Here is a 20,526-nt window from a genome sequence, read left to right as displayed (position 1 = left end):
TACACAAAGCAAATTATTGTTATTTATTCTAAATAATTTTTTAAAGATTGATTTTTTAACCAGAAAAGGTAATTTTTTAAAATAAAAAAAACCTGTTCAAATTAATGAACAGGTTTCTGTATTGAAAATGATTGTGATTACAATTCTAAAGCACGTTTAGCATCGCCATTCATCAATAATTCTAATGGATTTTCTAAAGCTTCTTTTACAGCAACTAAGAAACCAACAGACTCACGTCCGTCGATGATTCGGTGATCGTAAGAAAGAGCAACGTACATCATTGGGTGAATTTCAACTTTTCCGTTTACAGCAATCGGACGTTCGATGATGTTGTGCATTCCTAAGATTCCTGATTGAGGAGGGTTGATGATTGGAGTAGATAACATACTTCCAAAAACTCCACCGTTAGTGATTGTGAAAGTTCCTCCAGTCATATCGTCAACTGTAATTTGACCATCACGAGCTCTTAAAGCTAATCTTTTGATTTCAGCTTCAATTCCACGGAAAGTTAAAAGTTCAGCATTACGAACAACAGGAACCATTAAACCTTTTGGTCCAGAAACTGCGATAGAGATATCAGCAAAATCGTAAGCGATTTTGTAATCACCATCCATCATTGAGTTAACATCTGGATATAATTGTAAAGCTCTTGTAACTGCTTTTGTAAAGAATGACATGAAACCTAATCCTAAACCACCATGTTTTGCCTTGAAAGCATCTTTGTATTCGTTACGAATTTGGTTGATTGGCGTCATGTTTACTTCGTTGAAAGTAGTAAGCATAGCTGTTTCGTTTTTAGCTGAAACTAATCTTTCTGCTACTTTACGACGTAACATTGATAATTTTGTACGCTCAGTTCCACGGCTTCCACCAGTTGGAGTTCCCATAGAAGGTACTGCATTTACAGCATCTTCTTTAGTGATTCTACCACCTTTACCAGTTCCAGAAACTGTTGCTGGGGCAATATTTTTCTCGTCTAATATTTTTCTTGCTGCTGGAGATGGAGTTCCTGCTGCATAACTTGTAGCTGCTGGAGCTTGAACTGGAGCCGCTTTTGGAGCTTCAGCTTTTACTTCTGCCTTTGGAGCCTCAGCTTTAGGTGCTTCAGCTGCTGGAGCTGCAGGCGCACTTCCTGCTGGTTTAGCAGCATCTGTATCGATTAAACAAACTACAGCACCTACTGCAACTGTATCACCTTCTTCAGCTTTTAGTGTAATTACACCGCTCATTTCAGCAGGCAATTCAAGAGTAGCTTTATCTGAATCAACTTCAGCAATAGCCTGATCTTTCTCTACATAATCTCCGTCTTTTACTAACCAAGTTGCAATTTCAACTTCTTTTATTGATTCCCCTGGTGATGGGACTTTCATTTCTAAAATCATCTTGTTTTTGTTTTAGGTTTTTATGGTTTCAATCCCGATAATTATCAGGATTGAAACTTGAAACATTTTTTTAATTATCTAAATAAGTTTTTGTCGAATACCATTCTAATTGCATCTGCGTGACGACGTTTAGCACGTGTATAACTTCCTGATGCAGGAGCAGAGTATGCTTTTAATGAAGCTAATCTCCATTTTACAAGATCAAAGTTCATTAACATAAAGCTGTAAGCTCCCATGTTTTTAGGCTCTTCTTGTGCCCAAACATAATCGTCTGCATTTGGATATTTTGCAATGATTTCTTTAATCTGCTCAACTGGGAAAGGGAATAATTGCTCGATACGAACAACCGCAACGTCATTTCTTCCATTGTTTTCTCTTTCAGCAACAATATCATAGTAGAATTTACCTGTACAGAAAACCAAAGTTTTAACACCTTTTTTATCTACAGCATTATCATCGATAGTCTCTTGGAAACTTCCATTTGCTAATTCATCAACAGTTGATACACATCTTGGATCACGTAATAAACTTTTTGGAGAGAAAACTACCAATGGTTTACGGAAATTCGTTTTCATTTGTCTTCTCAACAAGTGAAAGAAGTTTGCAGGAGTTGTACAGTCAGCAACATACATATTGTGTCTTGCACAAAGCTGTAAGTAACGTTCCATTCTTGCAGAAGAGTGTTCAGCACCTTGTCCTTCGTATCCGTGTGGCAATAACATCACAATACCATTTTGGTTGTTCCATTTATCTTCTCCACAAGAGATATATTGGTCAATCATGATTTGAGCACCGTTAGAAAAATCTCCAAATTGTGCTTCCCAAATTGTTAAAGCATTTGGATTTGCCAATGCATATCCATAATCAAAACCAAGAACACCATATTCAGATAATAAAGAGTTGAATACTCCTAATTTTCCTTTTTTATTTTCGATTGCATCTAAAAGAATAACTTCTTCTTCAGAATCTTCAACTTTAACTACAGCATGACGGTGAGAGAATGTACCACGTTCAACGTCCTGACCAGAAATACGAACATCAAAACCTTCAGTTAAAAGAGATCCGTAAGCTAACGCTTCTGCAGTTCCCCAGTCAAGTGTATTGTTGTCATATCCAACTTTTCTGTCGGTAACAATTTTAGTTATTTTATTGATAAACTTTTTGTCTTCTGGTAAAGTTGAGATTGTATTGATGATAGAATCTAATCCTTTTTTGTCAAAAGTAGTGTCTACTTTTTGAAGCATTTGCGTATCTGTTACTTGAACAAATCCGTCCCATTCGTTTTTCATGAATGGAGTAATGATTGTTAAATCTTTTTTACGAGAAGCTTCTAAGTTTTCTTCTAATTGAGATTTGTATTGTTTTTCTAAACCGTTTACATAAGAAGCATCGATTACGCCGTCAGAAAGTAATTTCTCAGCATAAATGTCTCTTGGGTTTTTATGTTTAGCAATGATTTTATATAAAACTGGTTGAGTGAAACGAGGTTCGTCACCTTCGTTGTGACCGTATTTTCTGTATCCTAATAAATCGATAAATACGTCACGTCCAAACTGCATTCTGTAGTCTAATGCAAAAGAAACTGCGTGTACAACAGCTTCAGCATCATCAGCATTTACGTGTAATACTGGAGATAAAGTTACTTTAGCAACGTCTGTACAATAAGTTGATGAACGAGCGTCTAAATAGTTAGTTGTAAATCCAACTTGGTTGTTGATTACAATATGGATTGTTCCTCCAGTTTTGTAACCATCTAATTGTGCCATTTGGATAATTTCGTACAAGATACCTTGACCTGCGATTGCAGCATCTCCGTGAACGGCGATTGGTAATACTTTAGAGAAATCGTCAGCAAAATATTTGTCTTGTTTTGCTCTTGTGATACCTTCAATTACAGCTCCAACCGTTTCTAAGTGAGAAGGGTTTGGTGCTAAATTGATGTTGATGCTTTTTCCAGATCTTGTTTTTCTGTCGGCAGTAAGACCTAAGTGGTATTTTACGTCACCATCAAAATATTCTTGATCGTAATCTTTTCCGTCAAACTCACCAAAGATATCTTGAGTAGATTTTCCGAAGATGTTTGCTAAAACGTTCAAACGACCACGGTGAGCCATTCCCATTACGAATTGTTCAACACCTTTTTCAGCAGCTTGCTCGATCAAAGCATCTAAAGCTGGGATGATAGATTCTCCACCTTCTAATGAGAAACGTTTTTGTCCAACATATTTAGTGTGAAGGAAGTTCTCAAAAGAAACAGCTTCGTTTAATTTATTTAAGATTGTTTTCTTTTCTTCTGTAGAGAAATTTGGCTGGTTAACATTTACAGCTAATTTGTCCTGAATCCATTTTACAACATTAGGATTTCTAATGTACATATACTCAATACCGATATGCTGGCAGTAAATTGCTTTAAGGCGATTTACGATATCTTGTAAAGAAGATGGCGACATTCCGATTGTCTGTGCAGCATCAAAAACAGTTGAAAGGTCAGCTGTAGATAATCCGAAGTTTTCAATATCCAAAGTTGGAGATGAAGTTCTACGGTCACGAACAGGATTTGTTTTCGTGAATAAATGCCCGCGCGTACGGTATCCGTCAATTAATTTTAAAACGTTGAATTCTTTCTTTAATTTTTCAGAAATCTGACTGTAATCTGTGTTATCGCTAGTCACGTACTCAACGATCGTTTGCACCGGATTTTCGTCATTATAAGTAGTTTGTCCAAAGTCAAAACCTTGAAAGAAACTTCTCCAGCTAGGCTCAACGCTGTCTGGGTTTACTAAATATTGATCGTATAATTGTGCAAAAAACTCAGTATGCGCTGCGTTTAAAAATGAAAACCTATCCATAATATGAGTGAATATACTTTTTGTTATATAGAAAGGCAAAAGTACAACAATCACATTTATTTAAATCTTTTTTTTACGTACTTTTACGTAAAAATTTGTTAAAATAAACGTTAACTATGAATAAAATTCAATTTTCAATCGATTGCAGATATTTTTTTGTGATTTTGGCCGTCTTATTTTCAAGTTATAGTATTGCACAACAAAAATATGTCATTGACAACAGTAATCATTTTTGGGATAAAGTTCAATTTGGAGGCGGTTTGGGCCTCGGATTTGGTTCTGGATATACCAATATTTCTGTAATGCCCAGCGCTATTTATAACGTTAATGAAGTTGTAGCCGTTGGAGCAGGTCTTCAATTTGGTTATTTGTATCAAAAAAATTATTACGAATCTTTCGTTTGGGGAGGAAGCCTTATTGGTTTAGTAAATCCAATTCCAGAAATCCAGTTATCAGCTGAATTAGAACAAGTAAGAGTTGATACTCAATATGAAGCCACCTATAATTTTCCATCATATTCAGATAGTTATTGGAATACTGCATTATATCTAGGTGCAGGGTATAGAACAAATAATGTTACCATAGGCGCGCGTTATGATGTTTTGTACAATCCTAACAAAAGTTTATATGGGTCTGGATTTATGCCTTTTGTGAGAGTGTATTTCTAAAGATGCTAAGATGCTAAGGTTCTGAGATTCTAAGTTTTTAGAATTGGAGTAAATTAATTTACACAAAGAGAGTAAACCTTTGTCGCTTTGTACCTTTGCGACTTTGCACCTTTACTTGTAATAATTCCTAAACCACACCTTTTGCCACTCTCTTTTTAAAATCAAAAAAGCAACTTGTTCAGCCAATATTACCAAATCTGATTCGTCAAGTTGTTTGATTTCGTTTTCAGGAACGTCAATGATGTATAGCAGATTTAAATATTCAGCAAATTTGTACTGAATCATTCGGTAGACTTTTTCATGAAGCTGAATTTTCAATTCGTCTGGAGAAATGCTTAACGGAAAATCGATTCCTTCATTGGCCAAATTAAAATCCTTATTAATCTGTTCAATAAGATTCAAATATAAAGTCTCTGCTTGCGCCTGAGCCAACAAAGATTCTGTATTTACTGGTGCTACAAACATGAGGTTTTAGATTTTTTACTGAATACTGATACTGAAAACTGAATACTAAACTTTACGTCCCATTAAATTTTCTCCGAAAGTTCTCAAAACATCTTTCTTTTCGGCGCTTATTTCCATTTTTTCTAAAGTTTCAAAAGCTTTAAAAGTGTACATTTCGATCGCTTCCTGAGTAGCTTTTGATGCTCCAGATTCGTTAAAAATAGACTTAGCAGTTTCTATTTTTTCTGAATTATCTTCTAATTGTAAAGTAAATAATTGTTCTAATTCTGAAGCTTTTTCTTTAGAAGAAAACTCCAAGGCTTTTAGATATAAATACGTTTTTTTGTTCTCAATAATATCACCTCCAACTTGTTTTCCGAAAGTTTCAGGATCTCCAAAAGCGTCCAGATAATCATCTTGAAGCTGGAAAGCCAAACCTAAATTTAGTCCGAAATCATAAATTAAGTCTGCCTCTTTTTCAGAAGTTTTGGCAACAATAGCGCCCATTTTCATGGCTGCTGCAACCAAAACAGCTGTTTTATATTCGATCATTTTCAAATATTCCGGAATCGTAACATCTTTACGAGTTTCAAAATCAACATCCCATTGCTGTCCTTCACAAACTTCAAGAGCGGTTTTGCTAAATAATTTAGCAAGATTTCTAAAAACAACTGGCTCGTATTGCTCAAAATATTGGTAAGCCAAAATAAGCATGGCATCTCCAGAAAGAATTCCTGTATTTAAATTCCATTTTTCATGTACGGTAACTTGTCCTCTTCTTAAAGGAGCATCGTCCATAATATCATCGTGAACCAGTGAAAAGTTATGAAAAACTTCAACCGCCATTGCCGCTGGAAGCGCAGTAGTATAATCAGTATCAAAAACTTCAGCAGCCATTAAAGTTAAAACTGGACGAATTCTTTTTCCGCCAAGACCTAAAATATATTCAATAGGTTCGTAAAGATTAGTAGGTTCTTTATGTATGTTTTGACTTTGTAGATAATTGATAAAAAAATCCTGGTACTGACTTATATCGTGCATAATGAATTCTGATTTCAAGCCTCAAAGATACAATTCAATTATGAATTTCAATTACTGAAATGATTAAAAGCTTATTAAGAATTGAAAGGAGCTCTTAACCCTTCTCATTTCTAATATGTTAAAATTATTTTGAAAAAACTTGGAAACTTTTTTGGTATTTAGAGTTTCCTGTCTATATTTGCAGCGTTGAATGGAAACTCAAAACACTGTAAAAGTTTCCGAAGAGAGTTTTAATGATTTGTAAAATCTATTAAATCAAGTATTTATGAAAACAAAATGGACCTTAGATTCTAGTCAGTCAGATGTTTTATTAGAAATGAGAAGATCGAGAACTGCTTATATGGGTGGAAGTACAAATAAATTTGATGGTTACGTGAACATTGAAGATAATGAGATCGAAGATGCTTCGGTAGAATTCTCATTGGATATCAATAATAAAAATGAGAGTTTCCAGTCAATAGATGCTTATTTACAGCTTCAGGACTTTTTTGAAGAAGACGAACATCCAATTATTAGTTTCAAATCGACTTCATTTCAAAAAGTAAACCAGAACATCAATTTTTTCAAAGGAGATTTAACTATAAAAGATATTACGAGAGTAGTTGAATTAGACGCAGAATTCTTAGGAGAAAATATTTATAACGGAGAAAAGAAAGTAGCTTTTGAAATTAAAGGAAACATTAAACGTGAAGACTTTGGTTTAAATTTCAGCTCTTTTAATCATACTTCGGGTGCTGCATTAGGTAAAGACATTAAGCTTATCGCAAATTTAGAATTTAGCATATAATTCTTACTAAATGAATAAATTAATGTAAAATTATTACAAATTTATCGGAAACTATTTTTTTGATTTTAGTTTCCAAAGTATATTTGTGATGCAATTCGAGAGTTTAAAATGAAAGAGAAGATTATAGCAAAAGCAAGCGAGTTATTTTTAAAGCTTGGTTTTAAGAGTGTTACAATGGATGATATTGCGGGAGAAATGTGTATTTCGAAAAAAACGATTTACAAATATTTCTGTAATAAGGAAGTTTTGATTGAAGAAAGTACTTCATTGGTTCATGGTCAAGTGCATGAAATTATGGATACCATTATAGCGAAGAATTACAATGCGATTCATGAAAATTTTGAGATTAGAGAAATGTTTCGTGATATGTTTAAAAATAACATTGATACTTCGCCAATCTATCAGTTAAAAAAACACTATCCAGAGATTTACCAAAACATCTTGTCTCATGAAATTGATCAGTGCACGCAGCTTTTTAGAGAAAATATCGAAAAAGGAATTCGTGAAGGTCTTTATAGAAGTGATTTGAATGTAGAGGTTTACGTTAAATTTTACTACACTCTGGTTTTTCATATTAATGAAAATACGGTTTCTGAAAGTGAAGCGCAAAGAATAGAATTGGAAGCCTTGGAGTATCATACTCGTGCAATGGCAACCCAAGAAGGAGTAGAGGAATTAGAAAAGCAATTACGAAGAATTAAAAATTAATCATCAATCCAAATTGTCGTCATTTTTCTGGGAGAGTTGTAAAAGATAAAATGGCGATGCTATCTCAAATTAAAATAAATATTTAACTACTTATGAAAAGAATCTTTCTTATAGTTTTGTGTACAATAGGCTTGTCTGCCGGCGCACAAACCACTACTTTAACTCTGAAAGACGCAGTCAATTATGCGCTTCAAAATAAAGCTGATGCAAAAAAAGCAAAACTTCAGGTTGAAAATAGTGAGTACCAAATTCAAGAAATACGTTCGAGAGCTTTGCCACAAATTAGTGCAAATGGAAATCTAACCTATAATCCAGTAATTCAAACAACAGTTATTGATGGAGCAGCTTTTGGTGCGCCAGGAACTACAATTCAAGCGGCTTTTGGTCAAAAATGGACATCAACTGCGGGAGTTTCTTTGACTCAAGCTTTGTTTGATCAATCAGTTTTTACAGGTTTAAGAGCAGCAAAAACAACACGTGAGTTCTATCAAATAAACGATCAATTAACTGAAGAACAGGTTATTGAAAGAGTTGCAAATAACTATTATTCAGTTTATGTGCAACGCGAAAGATTGATTTTATTGGATAGTAACTATGTGAATACACAAAAAGTTCGTGATATTGTTCAAGGTCAGTTTGATAACGGTTTAGCTAAAAAAATTGATTTAGACCGTATTATTGTAAAAATGTCTAACATTGATACAGATCGTCAACAGGTTAAAAACCAGATCGAGTTACAGGAAAATGCATTAAAGTTTTATATGGGTATGCCTATCGAAACTCAAATCGATATGCCAAAAGAAGAATTTGAAGTAGTTCCTGCAGCTTTAACACAAGAGCCAAATATTGAAAACAGAACAGAATATTTGCTTTTGAAAAAACAAGAAGAACTTTTAGTATTCAATAAAAAAGCTGTTGAAGCAGGTTATTATCCTACACTTTCATTATCTGCAGGTTACAATTATATGGGACAAGGACCTGAAATGCCTTGGTTTGCAAAACCAGAAAAAGGGGTTTACTGGTCAGATTTCTCTGCAATTGCTTTAAACTTACACGTGCCAATCTTTACAGGTTTCGGAACTCGTGCAAAAGTTAGACAGGCTGATATTCAAATCAGAGAACTTCAAGAAGATATTAAAGACACTAAACTTTCTCTTGATTTAGATTACAGAAATGCAATGGCACAGATTAATAATAATCTTGTAACTATTGAAAACCAAAGAGAAAATATGCGTTTAGCGTTAGAAATTCTAAGCAACACCAAAAATAATTACTTTCAAGGGTTAGCATCTTTAACCGATTTATTAGATGCAGAAAATGCATCACTTGAAGCTCAAAATAACTTTACAAGAGCAATTTTAAATTATAAAATTGCCGAAATATCTCTAATCAAATCAAAAGGCGAACTTAAATCTCTTATTAAATAACTAATTACAATGAAGAAAACTATTATAACAATCGTAATCATAATTGCATCTCTGGGTGTAATTGGATATATCTTAAATAATAATAAGAAGAAGAATAAAGAAAAAACAGATATCGTTGCTGAGAAAAATGCTGCTGTTTCTGTAAAAGTTTCAGAAGTTAAAACAGAAGAAATTTCATTGGATTTCGTTGCAAATGGAAACTTTCAACCTATTCAACAATTAACTTTTTCTGCAGAAAAATCTGGAAAAGTAATTAGTGTTTTAGCTAAAGAAGGTGACTATGTAAGAGTTGGTCAAACTTTATTGACAGTTCGTGGAGACGTAATCAATGTAAATGCGCAACAAGCACAGGCGGTATATGCAAATGCAAAATCAGATTATGCTAGATATGAGAATGCTTATAAAACTGGCGGAGTTACAAAACAACAATTAGATCAGGCTAAATTAGCTTTAACAAATGCTCAGTCAAACTTAACTCAGGCAAATATTAATGTTGGAGATACTAAAGTAAAAGCGCCAATTAACGGTTTTATCAATAAAAAATATATTGAGCCAGGATCTATTTTAGCTGGAATGCCTGCAACTGCATTGTTTGATATTGTAAACGTTTCTAAATTGAAATTGGCTGTTACAGTAAACGAAACTCAAGTTGCTAGTTTAAAAGTTGGAAACCAAATTAACGTAACAGCTAGTGTTTATCCTGATAAAACGTTCTCTGGAAAAATTACTTTCATTGCTTCAAAAGCAGATGAGTCTTTAAACTTCCCAGTTGAAATCGAAATCACAAACAATTCTAACAACGACCTAAAAGCGGGTATGTACGGAACAGCAAATTTTGCTTCAAACCAACAAAAACAGCACCTTATGGTTGTACCTAGAAATGCTTTCGTAGGAAGTGTAAGCAGTAACGAAATCTTCGTAGCTGAAAATGGTGTTGCTAAATTGAAAAAAGTAACAGCTGGTAGAATTTTAGGAGATCAAGTAGAAATCATTAACGGATTATCTGATGGAGAAAAAGTAATTACTACAGGTCAGATTAACTTACAAGACGGAAATACAGTAGAAATTATTAAATAATTTAAAGCATTAAGCTATAGGCTGTAAGCATTAAGCTTATTGCCTAAAGCCTAAAGCCTAAAGCAACAAATATGAAATTAGCCGAAATATCCATAAAACGTCCGTCGTTGGTAATTGTATTGTTTACAATTCTGACTCTTGGTGGATTGTTCAGTTACAGCCAATTAGGCTATGAGCTGATCCCGAAATTTGAACAAAACGTTATTACAATTTCTACGATTTATCCTGGAGCTTCTCCAAGTGAGGTAGAAAATACAGTTACAAAGAAAATTGAGGATGCGATTGCTTCCTTAGAAAATGTCAAGAAAATTGATTCGAAATCATACGAAAGTTTATCTATTGTTTCGATTACATTGACATCAAATGCAAAAGTCGATTTCTCTTTGAATGATGCGCAGCGTAAAATCAACGCCATTATTAGTGATTTGCCAGACGACGTAAAAACGCCAGCTTTGACTAAGTTCTCGCTGAGTGATTTACCAATTATGACGCTTGGTGCCAACGGAAAAATGGATGAAGCTGAATTTTATGACTTAATTGACAAAAAAATTGCTCCTATTTTATCTCGTGTACAAGGTGTTGCTCAGGTAAATATTATTGGTGGTTCTGAGCGTGAAATTCAGGTGAATCTTGATGCTGTAAAAATGCAAGGTTACGGACTTTCTGTTCCTCAAGTGCAACAAACTATTTTAAGTTCTAACTTAGATTTCCCAACAGGTAACATTCAAACTCGTAACCAAAAAATATTAATTCGTTTAGCGGGTAAATATAAAAGTGTTGAAGAATTAAGAAACTTAGTGGTTTCTTCTCAAAACGGAATTCAAATTCGTTTAGGTGAAATTGCTGACGTTCAGGATACACAGAAAATTGCTGAAAAGATTTCTCGTGTAGATCAAAAAAGTGCCATTGTATTACAGATTATCAAACAGTCTGACGCCAATGCGGTTGCGGTAAGTGAGCAATTATTAAAAACAATTGCAACTCTAGAAAAAGATTATAAAGTAAATCAGTTAAAATTAGAAGTAGCAAAAGATAGTACAATCTTTACTTTAGAAGCAGCAGATTCTGTTGTACACGATTTATTAATTGCGGTTGTTTTGGTTGCTTTTGTAATGTTGTTCTTCTTACATAGTATTAGAAACTCGTTGATCGTAATGGTTTCTATTCCGGCATCGTTAATTGCAACTTTCATCGGAATTTATTTAATGGGATATACCTTAAACTTAATGAGTTTATTAGGATTATCTCTGGTTGTTGGTATTCTGGTCGATGACGCGATTGTGGTACTTGAGAATATTTACAGGCACATGGAAATGGGTAAAAACCGAATTCGTGCATCGTATGATGGAACAGCTGAAATTGGTGGAACCGTAACTTCTATTACTTTAGTAATCGTGGTTGTATTCTTGCCTATCGCGATGAGTTCTGGATTGGTTTCTAATATTATTACGCAATTCTGTGTTACGGTAATTATATCAACGATGTTATCTCTTTTAGCTTCGTTTACTATTATTCCTTGGTTGTCTTCTCGTTTTGGAAAATTAGAGCACATTGAAGGAAAGAATTTATTCGGAAGAATAATCCTTGGTTTCGAAAGCTATTTAACACGTTTTACTGACTGGGTTTCTCATTTATTAACTTGGTGTTTAGATCATTATATTAAAACTTTTGTAGTAGTAATTATTTTATTCTTCGCTTCAACAGTTGGATTAATGGGTGGAGGTTTCATCGGAGGAGAGTTCTTTGCTTCTTCTGATAGTGGAGAGTTCTTAGTTCAAATCGAAATGCCAAAAGATGCTTCGTTAGAACAAACAAACTTTATGACTCAAAAAGCTGAGGCTTATTTGAAATCTCAGGAATATGTTCACAGTCAAATTACAACGGTTGGACAAACTTCTGAAGGTTTTGGAGCGTCTCAAGCTACTGCTTATAAAGCTGAGATTGACGTAAAAATGATCGAACAAAAAGATCGTACAGATGATGCGAATGTTTACGCAGCAAAAATCAAACGTAAATTAGAGAAAGTTTTAGTTGGAGCAAAAGTAAAAACAGTTCCTGTAGGTATCTTAGGTACAGCCGAAGATGCAACTTTAGGATTAATTGTTACTGGTCCTTCAACAGAAGCAGCAATGGCTTTTGCAAAACAAGCTGAGGCTGAATTACGTACAATTCCAGGAACAACTGAGATCAAATTAACGGTTGAAGACGGAAACCCTGAAATTAACGTAAAAGTAGACCGTGATAAAATGGCTGCTTTAGGATTAACACTTCAAACAGTTGGTTTAACCATGCAAACTGCTTTTAGTGGAAATACAGATGGTAAATATAGAGCTGGTGAATACGAATACGATATCAACATTAGATACAATGCTTTTGACAGAAAAAGTATTGCTGACGTTAGTAATTTGATTTTCGTAAACACAGCTGGACAACAAATTAAATTATCACAATTTGCTGATATTACAGAAGGTTCTGGACCTAGCCAGTTAGAGCGTAGAGATAAATCTGCGTCTGTAACCGTAAAAGGACAAAACGTTGGGGTTCCATCTGGAACAATTGTACAGCAATGGCAAGTGAAATTAGATAAATTGAAAAAACCTGCAGGTGTAAACTATATCTGGGGTGGAGATCAAGAAAACCAATCAGAAGGTTTTGGTACTTTAGGAATCGCTTTATTAGCCGCTATTATTTTGGTTTATCTTGTAATGGTGAGTTTGTACGACAGTTTCGCGCATCCATTCGTAGTATTGTTTGCAATTCCACTTTCGTTTATTGGAGCGATGTTAGCTCTTGCATTAACAAACAACTCGTTAAATATCTTTACCATTTTAGGTATTATCATGTTGATTGGTCTGGTATGTAAGAATGCGATCATGCTTGTCGATTATACGAACCAAAGAAGAGCAGCGGGAGAATCTATTAGAACGGCTTTAATTCAAGCCAACCACGCACGTTTACGTCCGATCTTGATGACAACAATTGCGATGGTATTTGGTATGTTCCCAATTGCATTAGCATCTGGAGCTGGAGCAGAATGGAAAAACGGATTGGCTTGGGTAATTATTGGAGGTTTGATTTCTTCTTTATTCCTAACCTTGATTGTAGTTCCTGTAATTTATAACATTATGGAGAAATTAATTCAGAAATTCTCTAAAGGAGAAAAAATCGATTACGAAGCTGAAATGGTTGCCGATTATACGCCAACTGAATTAAGCGAAGACGGTTTTAATCCAAAACATACTCATTAATAGTTTTAATTTTTGATAGAAATTCCAAAGTCCGAAATTGGAATTTCAAAATGAAAAATCCCAAGTTCCTTTAAATTGGAATTTGGGATTTTTTTAATTCAGTCTAAAAATATTTCACGCAGATTTTACAGATTTTGGCAGATTAATTAGAAAAGATCTGTGTGTATCTGCTTAAATCTTTTTAAATCTGCGTGAAAAAATATATCAGTTTTAATTTCCAATTCGAAGTTCTTCAAATTGGAATTTGGGATTTTTTTATTGTTAATTGAAAAATCTGTTTATTTGCATCACCTTACAAAACATATTATGCTACAAAAAGATAAGTCTGCCGCGATTGGTTTTATTTTCATAACCATGTTAATTGACATTACAGGATGGGGAATTATCATTCCTGTGATTCCAAAATTGATTGAAGAATTGATTCATGGAGACATTAGTGAAGCTGCAAAAATAGGTGGCTGGTTAACTTTCGCGTATGCGATAACCCAATTCGTTTTTGCTCCTGTAATTGGAAATTTAAGTGATAAATTTGGAAGAAGACCAATCATTTTAATTTCCCTTTTCGGATTTTCGTTAGATTATCTTTTATTGGCATTTTCACCAACGATTATCTGGCTTTTTATAGGAAGAATTATTGCTGGAGTGACTGGCGCAAGTATTACTACAGCTTCTGCATACATTGCCGATGTCAGTACTGCAGAAAACAGAGCTAAAAACTTCGGATTAGTCGGTGCAGCTTTCGGATTAGGATTCATCATCGGACCAGTTATTGGCGGACTTTTAGGTCAATATGGATCTCGAGTTCCTTTTTATGCAGCAGCCATTTTATGTATGGTAAACTTTCTGTACGGATTTTTCATTTTACCAGAATCGCTTAAAAAAGAAAACCGCAGACCTTTTGACTGGAGACGTGCCAATCCAATTGGAGCGATTTTAGGATTAAAAAAACATCCAACTTTAATTGGTTTAATTGCAGCAATATTTCTTTTGTATGTAGGTTCTCATGCCGTACAAAGCAACTGGAGTTTCTTTACGATTTACCAATTCAAATGGGACGAAAGAATGATCGGAATTTCATTAGGAATAATCGGTTTATTGGTTGGAGTTGTACAAGGAGGATTGGTTCGTTACATCAATCCGAAAATCGGAAATGAGAAAAGTATTTATATTGGTTTAGCTTTATATACAATTGGAATGCTGTTGTTTGCTTTTGCAACCGAAAGCTGGATGATGTTTGTGTTTTTAATTCCGTATTGCCTTGGCGGAATTGCAGGACCAGCTTTGCAGTCAGTTGTTGCAAGTAAAGTTGCTCCGAGTGAACAAGGAGAAATTCAGGGAACTTTGACCAGTTTAATGAGTGCTTCTTCTATTATTGGTCCCCCAATGATGGCCAATACATTTTACTTTTTTACTCATAACGATGCGCCTTTTAAATTTGCTGGAGCGCCTTTTATTTTGGGTGGATTTTTAATGTTATTGAGTACAGTTGTAGCTTATTTTTCGTTGAAAAAACATGCCGTTTCAAAAACAGAAATTAATCGGCAAGAAATAGAATAATAAAAAAGCCTTCATTGTTTAGATGAAGGCTTTTTTATTGCATTTGAAAAATTATCGTTTAATCAATTTTATTGTCTTTTGCTGATTTTCAGATTTTACTTTTAAAAGGTAAAGACCACTCGAAAGATTTGAGAAATCAATTTCAGAATGTATATCATTTATTGTTTTGAATAAAACAGATGTTCCAGAAACTGATATAATTTCAATATCATTGATTATTGAATTATTTTTAATGGTTAAAATATCTTTCACCGGATTAGGATAGAATTGGAAAGAAACCAAATTAAAATCAGGAGCAGAAAGAGAACCGTTTACCTTAGCCGTTACAGCAAGACGTTCTTTACTTTCGATTCCATTAATAGTCTGTGAAGCATAATATGTAGTTCCATTGACCAAAACAGTTGTTAATGGTAAAGGAGTTTCATTGGTTTTACTTGTTTTTCCTGCAGAAGAATTTGGAGTACTATACCATTTAATGTCTTCTCCTTCAACAATTAAATCTGCTAGAGTTTGGCCTTCTTTAAATTCTACAGTCAGATTACTCTGTCCATTTACTGTTGGAGCGACTGGATCAACAACAGCATTTATGATTACAACGCATCCATATAAATCAGAAGTAATAATGCTATACGAACCTGGCGATAAATTAGAAAAAGTATTATTTGATGAAAACTGATTCAAATTTGGAGAAATAGCATATCTATAACCTCCGTTTCCACCTGTGGCATTTACAGTAATATTTTGGTTTTGCACTGTTGTTGTGACTGCTAATGCATTAGGTTCAGTTATAGTAACTATCATAGTAGAAGAGCAGTTATTACTATCTTTTACTGTTACAACATAGTTGCCAGCGGAAAGATTAAAAAAGCTATTGTTAGATTGATAAGCGCTTCCGTTTAATGAATAGATGTAAGGAGCTTTTCCTCCAGAAGCTATTACTTGTATCGCAGCATTATTACTTCCTTTACAATATACAGGAGAAGTGATAGACGCTGTAACAACCACAGGACTTACAGGTGCTAAAGAAGCAGAAAGGGTAATTGTAGCATCTGAAGCATCTTTAACTTTAATAGTATAAGTTCCCGCACTTAAATTTGAAGCTATATTCGAAGTGCCATAAGTAATTCCACCATCAAAAGAATATTGATGAGGATATTTACCTCCTGCAGCATTTATAATAATAGTCCCTAAGGCTGTACAAGTAATAGGGGTAATCATAAGAGTGCCAAAAAGCGTTTGTGACGTGATTGTTATTCCAGATTTACTTGTGATACATCCATTTGCATCCTTCACTTCAATAGTATATTGTCCAATCGATAAATTGTCAAAAATGTTAGAACTTTGAGGAGAAATTATTAGTGAACCATTTGCATTTTTCAATGAATATAAATAAGGAGCAGTCCCACCAGAAGGAGTAACTGTTATTTTTCCATCGTTACTATTAACATTGGTGCTATTTGAAGCAGTATTATTTATAACTAAAAGATCTGGCTGTGTTACTAGCGCTGTCGATGAAATAATGCATCCAAGAGCGTCTTTTACATTGATAGTATATTGTCCAGCAGACAAAGCAGTAAAAACGTTATTGGAACTATATATACTATTGTTTATCGAATAAATATACGGAGCTTCTCCTCCGGTAGCTGTTACAGTTATTGATCCGCTATTATCATTGAAACAGTTTGTCGTGGTTGTAGTAACATCTACAATTACTGAAGACGGTGTCGTTAAGGTCACACTATTATCGTAATCTATAGTTCCTGCTGCATCTTTTACCCAAACAGTATAAAGTCCCGCAGATAAATTGCTAAAAATATTGCTTGATTGGTAAGTTGTTCCACCATTAATAGAATATTCGTATGGAGCCTGACCTCCTGATGCAGCAATTGAAATCGTTCCGCTATTAGTTGTACAATCTATTGCTTTTATAATAGTGGCTTGTGCTGTTAGGGCATTTGGATCTGGAATAGAGAAACTAACAGCAAATCCAAAACAGCCAAAAGAATCATAAACGGATATAATATTATTTGATCCATGAAGGTTGGTAAAAACATTGCTAGACTGTAATTCTCCGTCGTTAAGTGAATAAAGGTAAGTACCGCTTCCGCCACTTAGATTAACAACAGTTGCCGTTGTTCCTTCGAAAGTAATATATCCTTTGATTTTCGTTGGTTCTGCTATTGTGTAAGGTAGAGTGAAAATACAGTCATTTGCATCTTTTACTTTAATAATATAATTTCCAGATAAAACTTCGTCGAACTTGTTGCTATTTGTGTAGATATCATTGTTTAGCGAATATTGATAAGGAGCTTTCCCTCCCGAAGCAATAATTGTAATCGAACCCTTTTCATATCTACATAATATCGGCGTATTTGTAGCAGTTGCGCTTAAGTTAGCAAGAGGTTCAACTACCAAACTATTTGAATTTGAAATACAATTATTGCTGTCTTTTACAATTATTGAATAAATTCCCGCCAGAGCATTAGAAAAAGTATTGCTGCTGATGTAAGTACTTCCATTATCGAAAGAGTATAAATATGGAGCTTGTCCTCCCGTTGCAAAAACCGTTATTATTCCATTGCTAAGACAATCTATTGTTTTTGTAAGTACTGCTGTTGTTACTAAAGGTGCAGGAGCAATTAAAGTAATTGTTATAGATGTTTCAGAATTTTCAGCATCCTTAACCTTAATCAAATAATTGCCAGGTAATTCTTGAAAAGTATTAGAAACACTATAAGTGGCTCCATTGTCAATAGAATAAGTATATGGTGCAGTTCCTCCAGTAGCATTGACTGTAATTGTTCCATAAGGATTGTTACATGTCGGTTGAGTAGTAACGGTAGCTGCCGCTGAAAGCGTGTTGGTTTTATTAATAATTGAAATATTAGTTTGTGTGGTAAAACATCCATTAGAATCTTTTACCTGAACGCCATATAATCCAGATTTTAAACCATTAAAAATATTTGAAGTTTGAAAAAAAACAGCAGGCAGTCCGTTTTCATCTGTCAATGCGTAGGTATAAGGAGGAACTCCTCCCGTCGCATTAACTGTTATTGTCCCATCATTATCGGCAATAGAGGTTGAGTTTGTTGTACTTACTGTTGGCACTATAACATTCGGCTGATCTATATTTACAGCGAAAGAACTAAGACATCCGTTTGCATCTTTTACGGTTACATTATAAAAGCCAGCTGCTAAACCTGTAAAGGTATTAGCTGAACTATAACTGTTGCCAATTGAATAAACGTATGGAGCTTTTCCGCCAGTTACACTTGCGGTTATGATTCCATCATTGGCTTGAAAACAACTCAGATTGGTTTTTGTAAGAACTATTATTGGATAACTAGTAGGCGAAATGATTAAATTGTTTGCAATAGCTAATGTGCCATTAGCATCTTTTACAATTATTGAATAAGTTCCTGCAACTAAATTGGTAAAAACATTAGATGTCTGAAAAGTTACTCCATTTTTAGAATAAGTATATGGAGCTATTCCCCCAGATGCCGTAACAACTATTTCTGCATCACTCATACAATCGATCTCTTTGGCAATTGTAGCTACAGATGTAAGCGGACTTGCGATTTCAGCTGAAAAGCTTCCTGGTTCGCAATTATTAGAATCCTTTACTCTCACTCTATGTAATCCAGGAGCAACATTGCTAAAAACATTATTAGTTTGAAAATTACCGTTATCTATTGCATAAAAATAAGATCCAGTTCCTCCTTTTGCATCGATAATTGATATAGTATTTCCATCAATTACCATTTCTGCGTCTACAACTGCTGGTTCAGTAATCGTGTACGGAAGTGTATTTTCACACCCTGCAGCATCGATAACCTTAATGATATAATTTCCTGCTTTAAGATCGCTAAATACATTATTGCTTGTTATAGCACCATTATTTATTGAATATTGATAAGGTGCTTGCCCTCCTGTAGCCGTCACTGTCAGCGAAGTTTTTTCACCCCAGCATAATATTGGCGTGTTGGCAACTGCTATCGTTAGCGGAGGTGCTGGAGGTTGTACAGTATTGGATAAAAAGGCTGAAACACAACCTTTACTGTCTTTAATAAGGAAAACGTAATTACCAGGAACCAAATTGCTAAAAACATTGTTATTCGTAAAAGTTTGTCCATTATCAATAGAATAAAGATATGGACCTTGACCAGATGTTGCCTGAACACGAATTGATGCACTGCTGCAACTTGTAGCACCAGTAACCAATGCAACACCAGTTACAGCAATAAGCGGAGGTACAGTCACTGAAGTTGGACTAGAAACCGTATTCAAAGCATCCTTAACAATTATTGAGTAAGTACCAGCACTTAGATTGTTAAAAGTGCTGTATGGCTGATAGTTAAGTCCATTATCTATTGAATAATAATAAGGTAATTGGCCGCCTGAAGCATTCGCAGTTATTACAGCATTATTACCATTTCCAGCGCAATATAATTCTTGAGTAAGCGCTGCGGTAACAACTAAATAAGGAGCAATAATTGCATTTACTACCGTGCCACATCCTTCAGCATCGCGAACTCTAACAGTATAATTGCCAGGAGCTACAGTTGTAAAAACATTACTAGATTGATAATTTATTCCATCTAATGAATATTGATAAGCACCAGTCCCTCCAGTAGCTGAAACAATTATTACATTTTGATTCACAATTGCAGAAGTGGCAACTACAGCTGTAGGCTCAGTAATGGTATGACTAATAGAAGTCATACATCCAAAAATATTATCCATAACTCTTATGCTATAAACGCCTGGAGCAATATTCGGATAATAATCTTGATTTGTAAAAGAACCTCCATTTAAAGAATATGAATACGAACCATTTCCGCCGGAGGCGTTTATCGATAAAGATGCCGTGTCTCCTTTGCATAAAATAGGTTTGTGTGAAGCACTTACAGCTATCGTTGGAAATGTAGTCAGATTAAAATAATTGGTAGTAATAATACCATTATTATCAATTCTTCCATAAATTTTCATTGTACCAATTGTACCTATATAAGTAGTTGGATTTGCAATTGCATTTGTATTGTTTAATGCATCAGCCTCACTTAAAAAATAAGTAACAGTTGTTTCAGCAGGATTTAAATTGCCAATAAAATCTGCTTTAAGTATAGTTAAATTGAAAGATTCATTGCCACAAGTCGAAACAGAGGTAACTTGAGCAAAAAAAAGATTGGTAAATAATAAAAGAAAACAAAGTAGAGTTTTTTTCATAGTATTAGATTTGTTAAAATGGCTCAACAAATATAATTAAAAAACCCAGCCTCTAAATATTATAATATAAATATTGTTAAAATTACGGTTTCCCGTAAAAAATTAAATT

Annotated in this window: 12 protein-coding genes; 7 read left to right on the top strand and 5 right to left on the bottom strand. The window is 34.2% G+C overall.

Annotated elements, in window-relative coordinates:
* Positions 1 to 137 precede the first annotated feature (137 nt).
* Together odhB and V6624_RS08735 are read right to left on the bottom strand one after the other, a co-directional pair.
* Entirely contained in the window at positions 138 to 1,382 is a 1,245-nt protein-coding gene (odhB, locus tag V6624_RS08740; RefSeq protein WP_338841568.1) for a 2-oxoglutarate dehydrogenase complex dihydrolipoyllysine-residue succinyltransferase, read from the bottom strand.
* Positions 1,383 to 1,456: 74 nt separating this feature from the next.
* A complete protein-coding gene (locus tag V6624_RS08735) occupies positions 1,457 to 4,231 on the bottom strand; it encodes a 2-oxoglutarate dehydrogenase E1 component (protein WP_111286235.1) in 2,775 nt (924 codons plus the stop codon).
* 116 nt (positions 4,232 to 4,347) lie between these two features.
* Between V6624_RS08735 and V6624_RS08730 the strand changes: the two genes are divergently transcribed.
* Positions 4,348 to 4,899 (top strand): hypothetical protein, encoded by a 552-nt coding sequence (locus V6624_RS08730; RefSeq protein ID WP_111286233.1) that lies wholly within the window; start codon positions 4,348 to 4,350, stop codon positions 4,897 to 4,899.
* 111 nt (positions 4,900 to 5,010) lie between these two features.
* Here V6624_RS08730 and V6624_RS08725 read toward each other — a convergent pair whose 3' ends face one another.
* Positions 5,011 to 5,364, bottom strand: coding sequence for a hypothetical protein (locus V6624_RS08725; protein ID WP_338841567.1), 354 nt, complete (start codon positions 5,362 to 5,364; stop codon positions 5,011 to 5,013).
* Between the two features lie 45 nt (positions 5,365 to 5,409).
* Positions 5,410 to 6,384, bottom strand: a complete 975-nt coding sequence (locus tag V6624_RS08720) for a polyprenyl synthetase family protein (RefSeq protein ID WP_111286229.1) — start codon at positions 6,382 to 6,384, stop codon at positions 5,410 to 5,412.
* 265 nt (positions 6,385 to 6,649) lie between these two features.
* Here V6624_RS08720 and V6624_RS08715 point away from each other — a divergent pair, with 265 nt between their 5' ends.
* From V6624_RS08715 to V6624_RS08690, 6 genes are all read left to right on the top strand, one after another.
* Positions 6,650 to 7,171, top strand: coding sequence for a YceI family protein (locus V6624_RS08715; RefSeq protein ID WP_111286227.1), 522 nt, complete (start codon positions 6,650 to 6,652; stop codon positions 7,169 to 7,171).
* 108 nt (positions 7,172 to 7,279) lie between these two features.
* Complete coding sequence (locus V6624_RS08710) at positions 7,280 to 7,879, top strand: TetR/AcrR family transcriptional regulator (RefSeq protein ID WP_111286225.1); 600 nt, start codon at positions 7,280 to 7,282, stop codon at positions 7,877 to 7,879.
* Between the two features lie 92 nt (positions 7,880 to 7,971).
* Positions 7,972 to 9,306, top strand: a complete 1,335-nt coding sequence (locus tag V6624_RS08705) for a TolC family protein (protein ID WP_338841566.1) — start codon at positions 7,972 to 7,974, stop codon at positions 9,304 to 9,306.
* A 9-nt stretch (positions 9,307 to 9,315) separates the two neighbouring features.
* The gene (locus tag V6624_RS08700; RefSeq protein WP_338841565.1) at positions 9,316 to 10,383 is read left to right on the top strand and encodes an efflux RND transporter periplasmic adaptor subunit; all 1,068 of its coding nucleotides are present in this window, start codon (positions 9,316 to 9,318) and stop codon (positions 10,381 to 10,383) included.
* A gap of 71 nt (positions 10,384 to 10,454) precedes the next feature.
* On the top strand, positions 10,455 to 13,631 hold the full coding sequence (locus tag V6624_RS08695; protein WP_338841564.1) for an efflux RND transporter permease subunit: 3,177 nt from the start codon (positions 10,455 to 10,457) through the stop codon (positions 13,629 to 13,631).
* 306 nt (positions 13,632 to 13,937) lie between these two features.
* Positions 13,938 to 15,188: a TCR/Tet family MFS transporter gene (locus tag V6624_RS08690; RefSeq protein WP_111286446.1), complete on the top strand. Its 1,251-nt coding sequence runs from the start codon at positions 13,938 to 13,940 to the stop codon at positions 15,186 to 15,188.
* Positions 15,189 to 15,239: 51 nt separating this feature from the next.
* Here V6624_RS08690 and V6624_RS08685 read toward each other — a convergent pair whose 3' ends face one another.
* Positions 15,240 to 20,417, bottom strand: coding sequence for a T9SS type A sorting domain-containing protein (locus V6624_RS08685; protein WP_338841563.1), 5,178 nt, complete (start codon positions 20,415 to 20,417; stop codon positions 15,240 to 15,242).
* Between the last annotated feature and the right edge of the window lie 109 nt (positions 20,418 to 20,526).

The organism is Flavobacterium ginsenosidimutans (genome assembly GCF_037478105.1).
Lineage (GTDB): Bacteria > Bacteroidota > Bacteroidia > Flavobacteriales > Flavobacteriaceae > Flavobacterium > Flavobacterium ginsenosidimutans.
Note: the sequence above shows the minus strand (reverse complement) of the source record. Positions and strands in the feature narration are given on the sequence as shown.

Bases quoted from the DNA above. Each gene is read 5' to 3' on its own strand.
- V6624_RS08735 (WP_111286235.1), bottom strand. From the start codon at position 4,231: ATGGATAGGTTTTCATTTTTAAACGCAGCGCATACTGAGTTTTTTGCA.
- V6624_RS08690 (WP_111286446.1), top strand. From the start codon at position 13,938: ATGCTACAAAAAGATAAGTCTGCCGCGATTGGTTTTATTTTCATAACC.
- V6624_RS08700 (WP_338841565.1), top strand. From the start codon at position 9,316: ATGAAGAAAACTATTATAACAATCGTAATCATAATTGCATCTCTGGGT.
- V6624_RS08695 (WP_338841564.1), top strand. From the start codon at position 10,455: ATGAAATTAGCCGAAATATCCATAAAACGTCCGTCGTTGGTAATTGTA.
- V6624_RS08710 (WP_111286225.1), top strand. From the start codon at position 7,280: ATGAAAGAGAAGATTATAGCAAAAGCAAGCGAGTTATTTTTAAAGCTT.
- V6624_RS08730 (WP_111286233.1), top strand. From the start codon at position 4,348: ATGAATAAAATTCAATTTTCAATCGATTGCAGATATTTTTTTGTGATT.
- V6624_RS08725 (WP_338841567.1), bottom strand. From the start codon at position 5,364: ATGTTTGTAGCACCAGTAAATACAGAATCTTTGTTGGCTCAGGCGCAA.
- odhB (WP_338841568.1), bottom strand. From the start codon at position 1,382: ATGATTTTAGAAATGAAAGTCCCATCACCAGGGGAATCAATAAAAGAA.
- V6624_RS08685 (WP_338841563.1), bottom strand. From the start codon at position 20,417: ATGAAAAAAACTCTACTTTGTTTTCTTTTATTATTTACCAATCTTTTT.
- V6624_RS08705 (WP_338841566.1), top strand. From the start codon at position 7,972: ATGAAAAGAATCTTTCTTATAGTTTTGTGTACAATAGGCTTGTCTGCC.
- V6624_RS08720 (WP_111286229.1), bottom strand. From the start codon at position 6,384: ATGCACGATATAAGTCAGTACCAGGATTTTTTTATCAATTATCTACAA.
- V6624_RS08715 (WP_111286227.1), top strand. From the start codon at position 6,650: ATGAAAACAAAATGGACCTTAGATTCTAGTCAGTCAGATGTTTTATTA.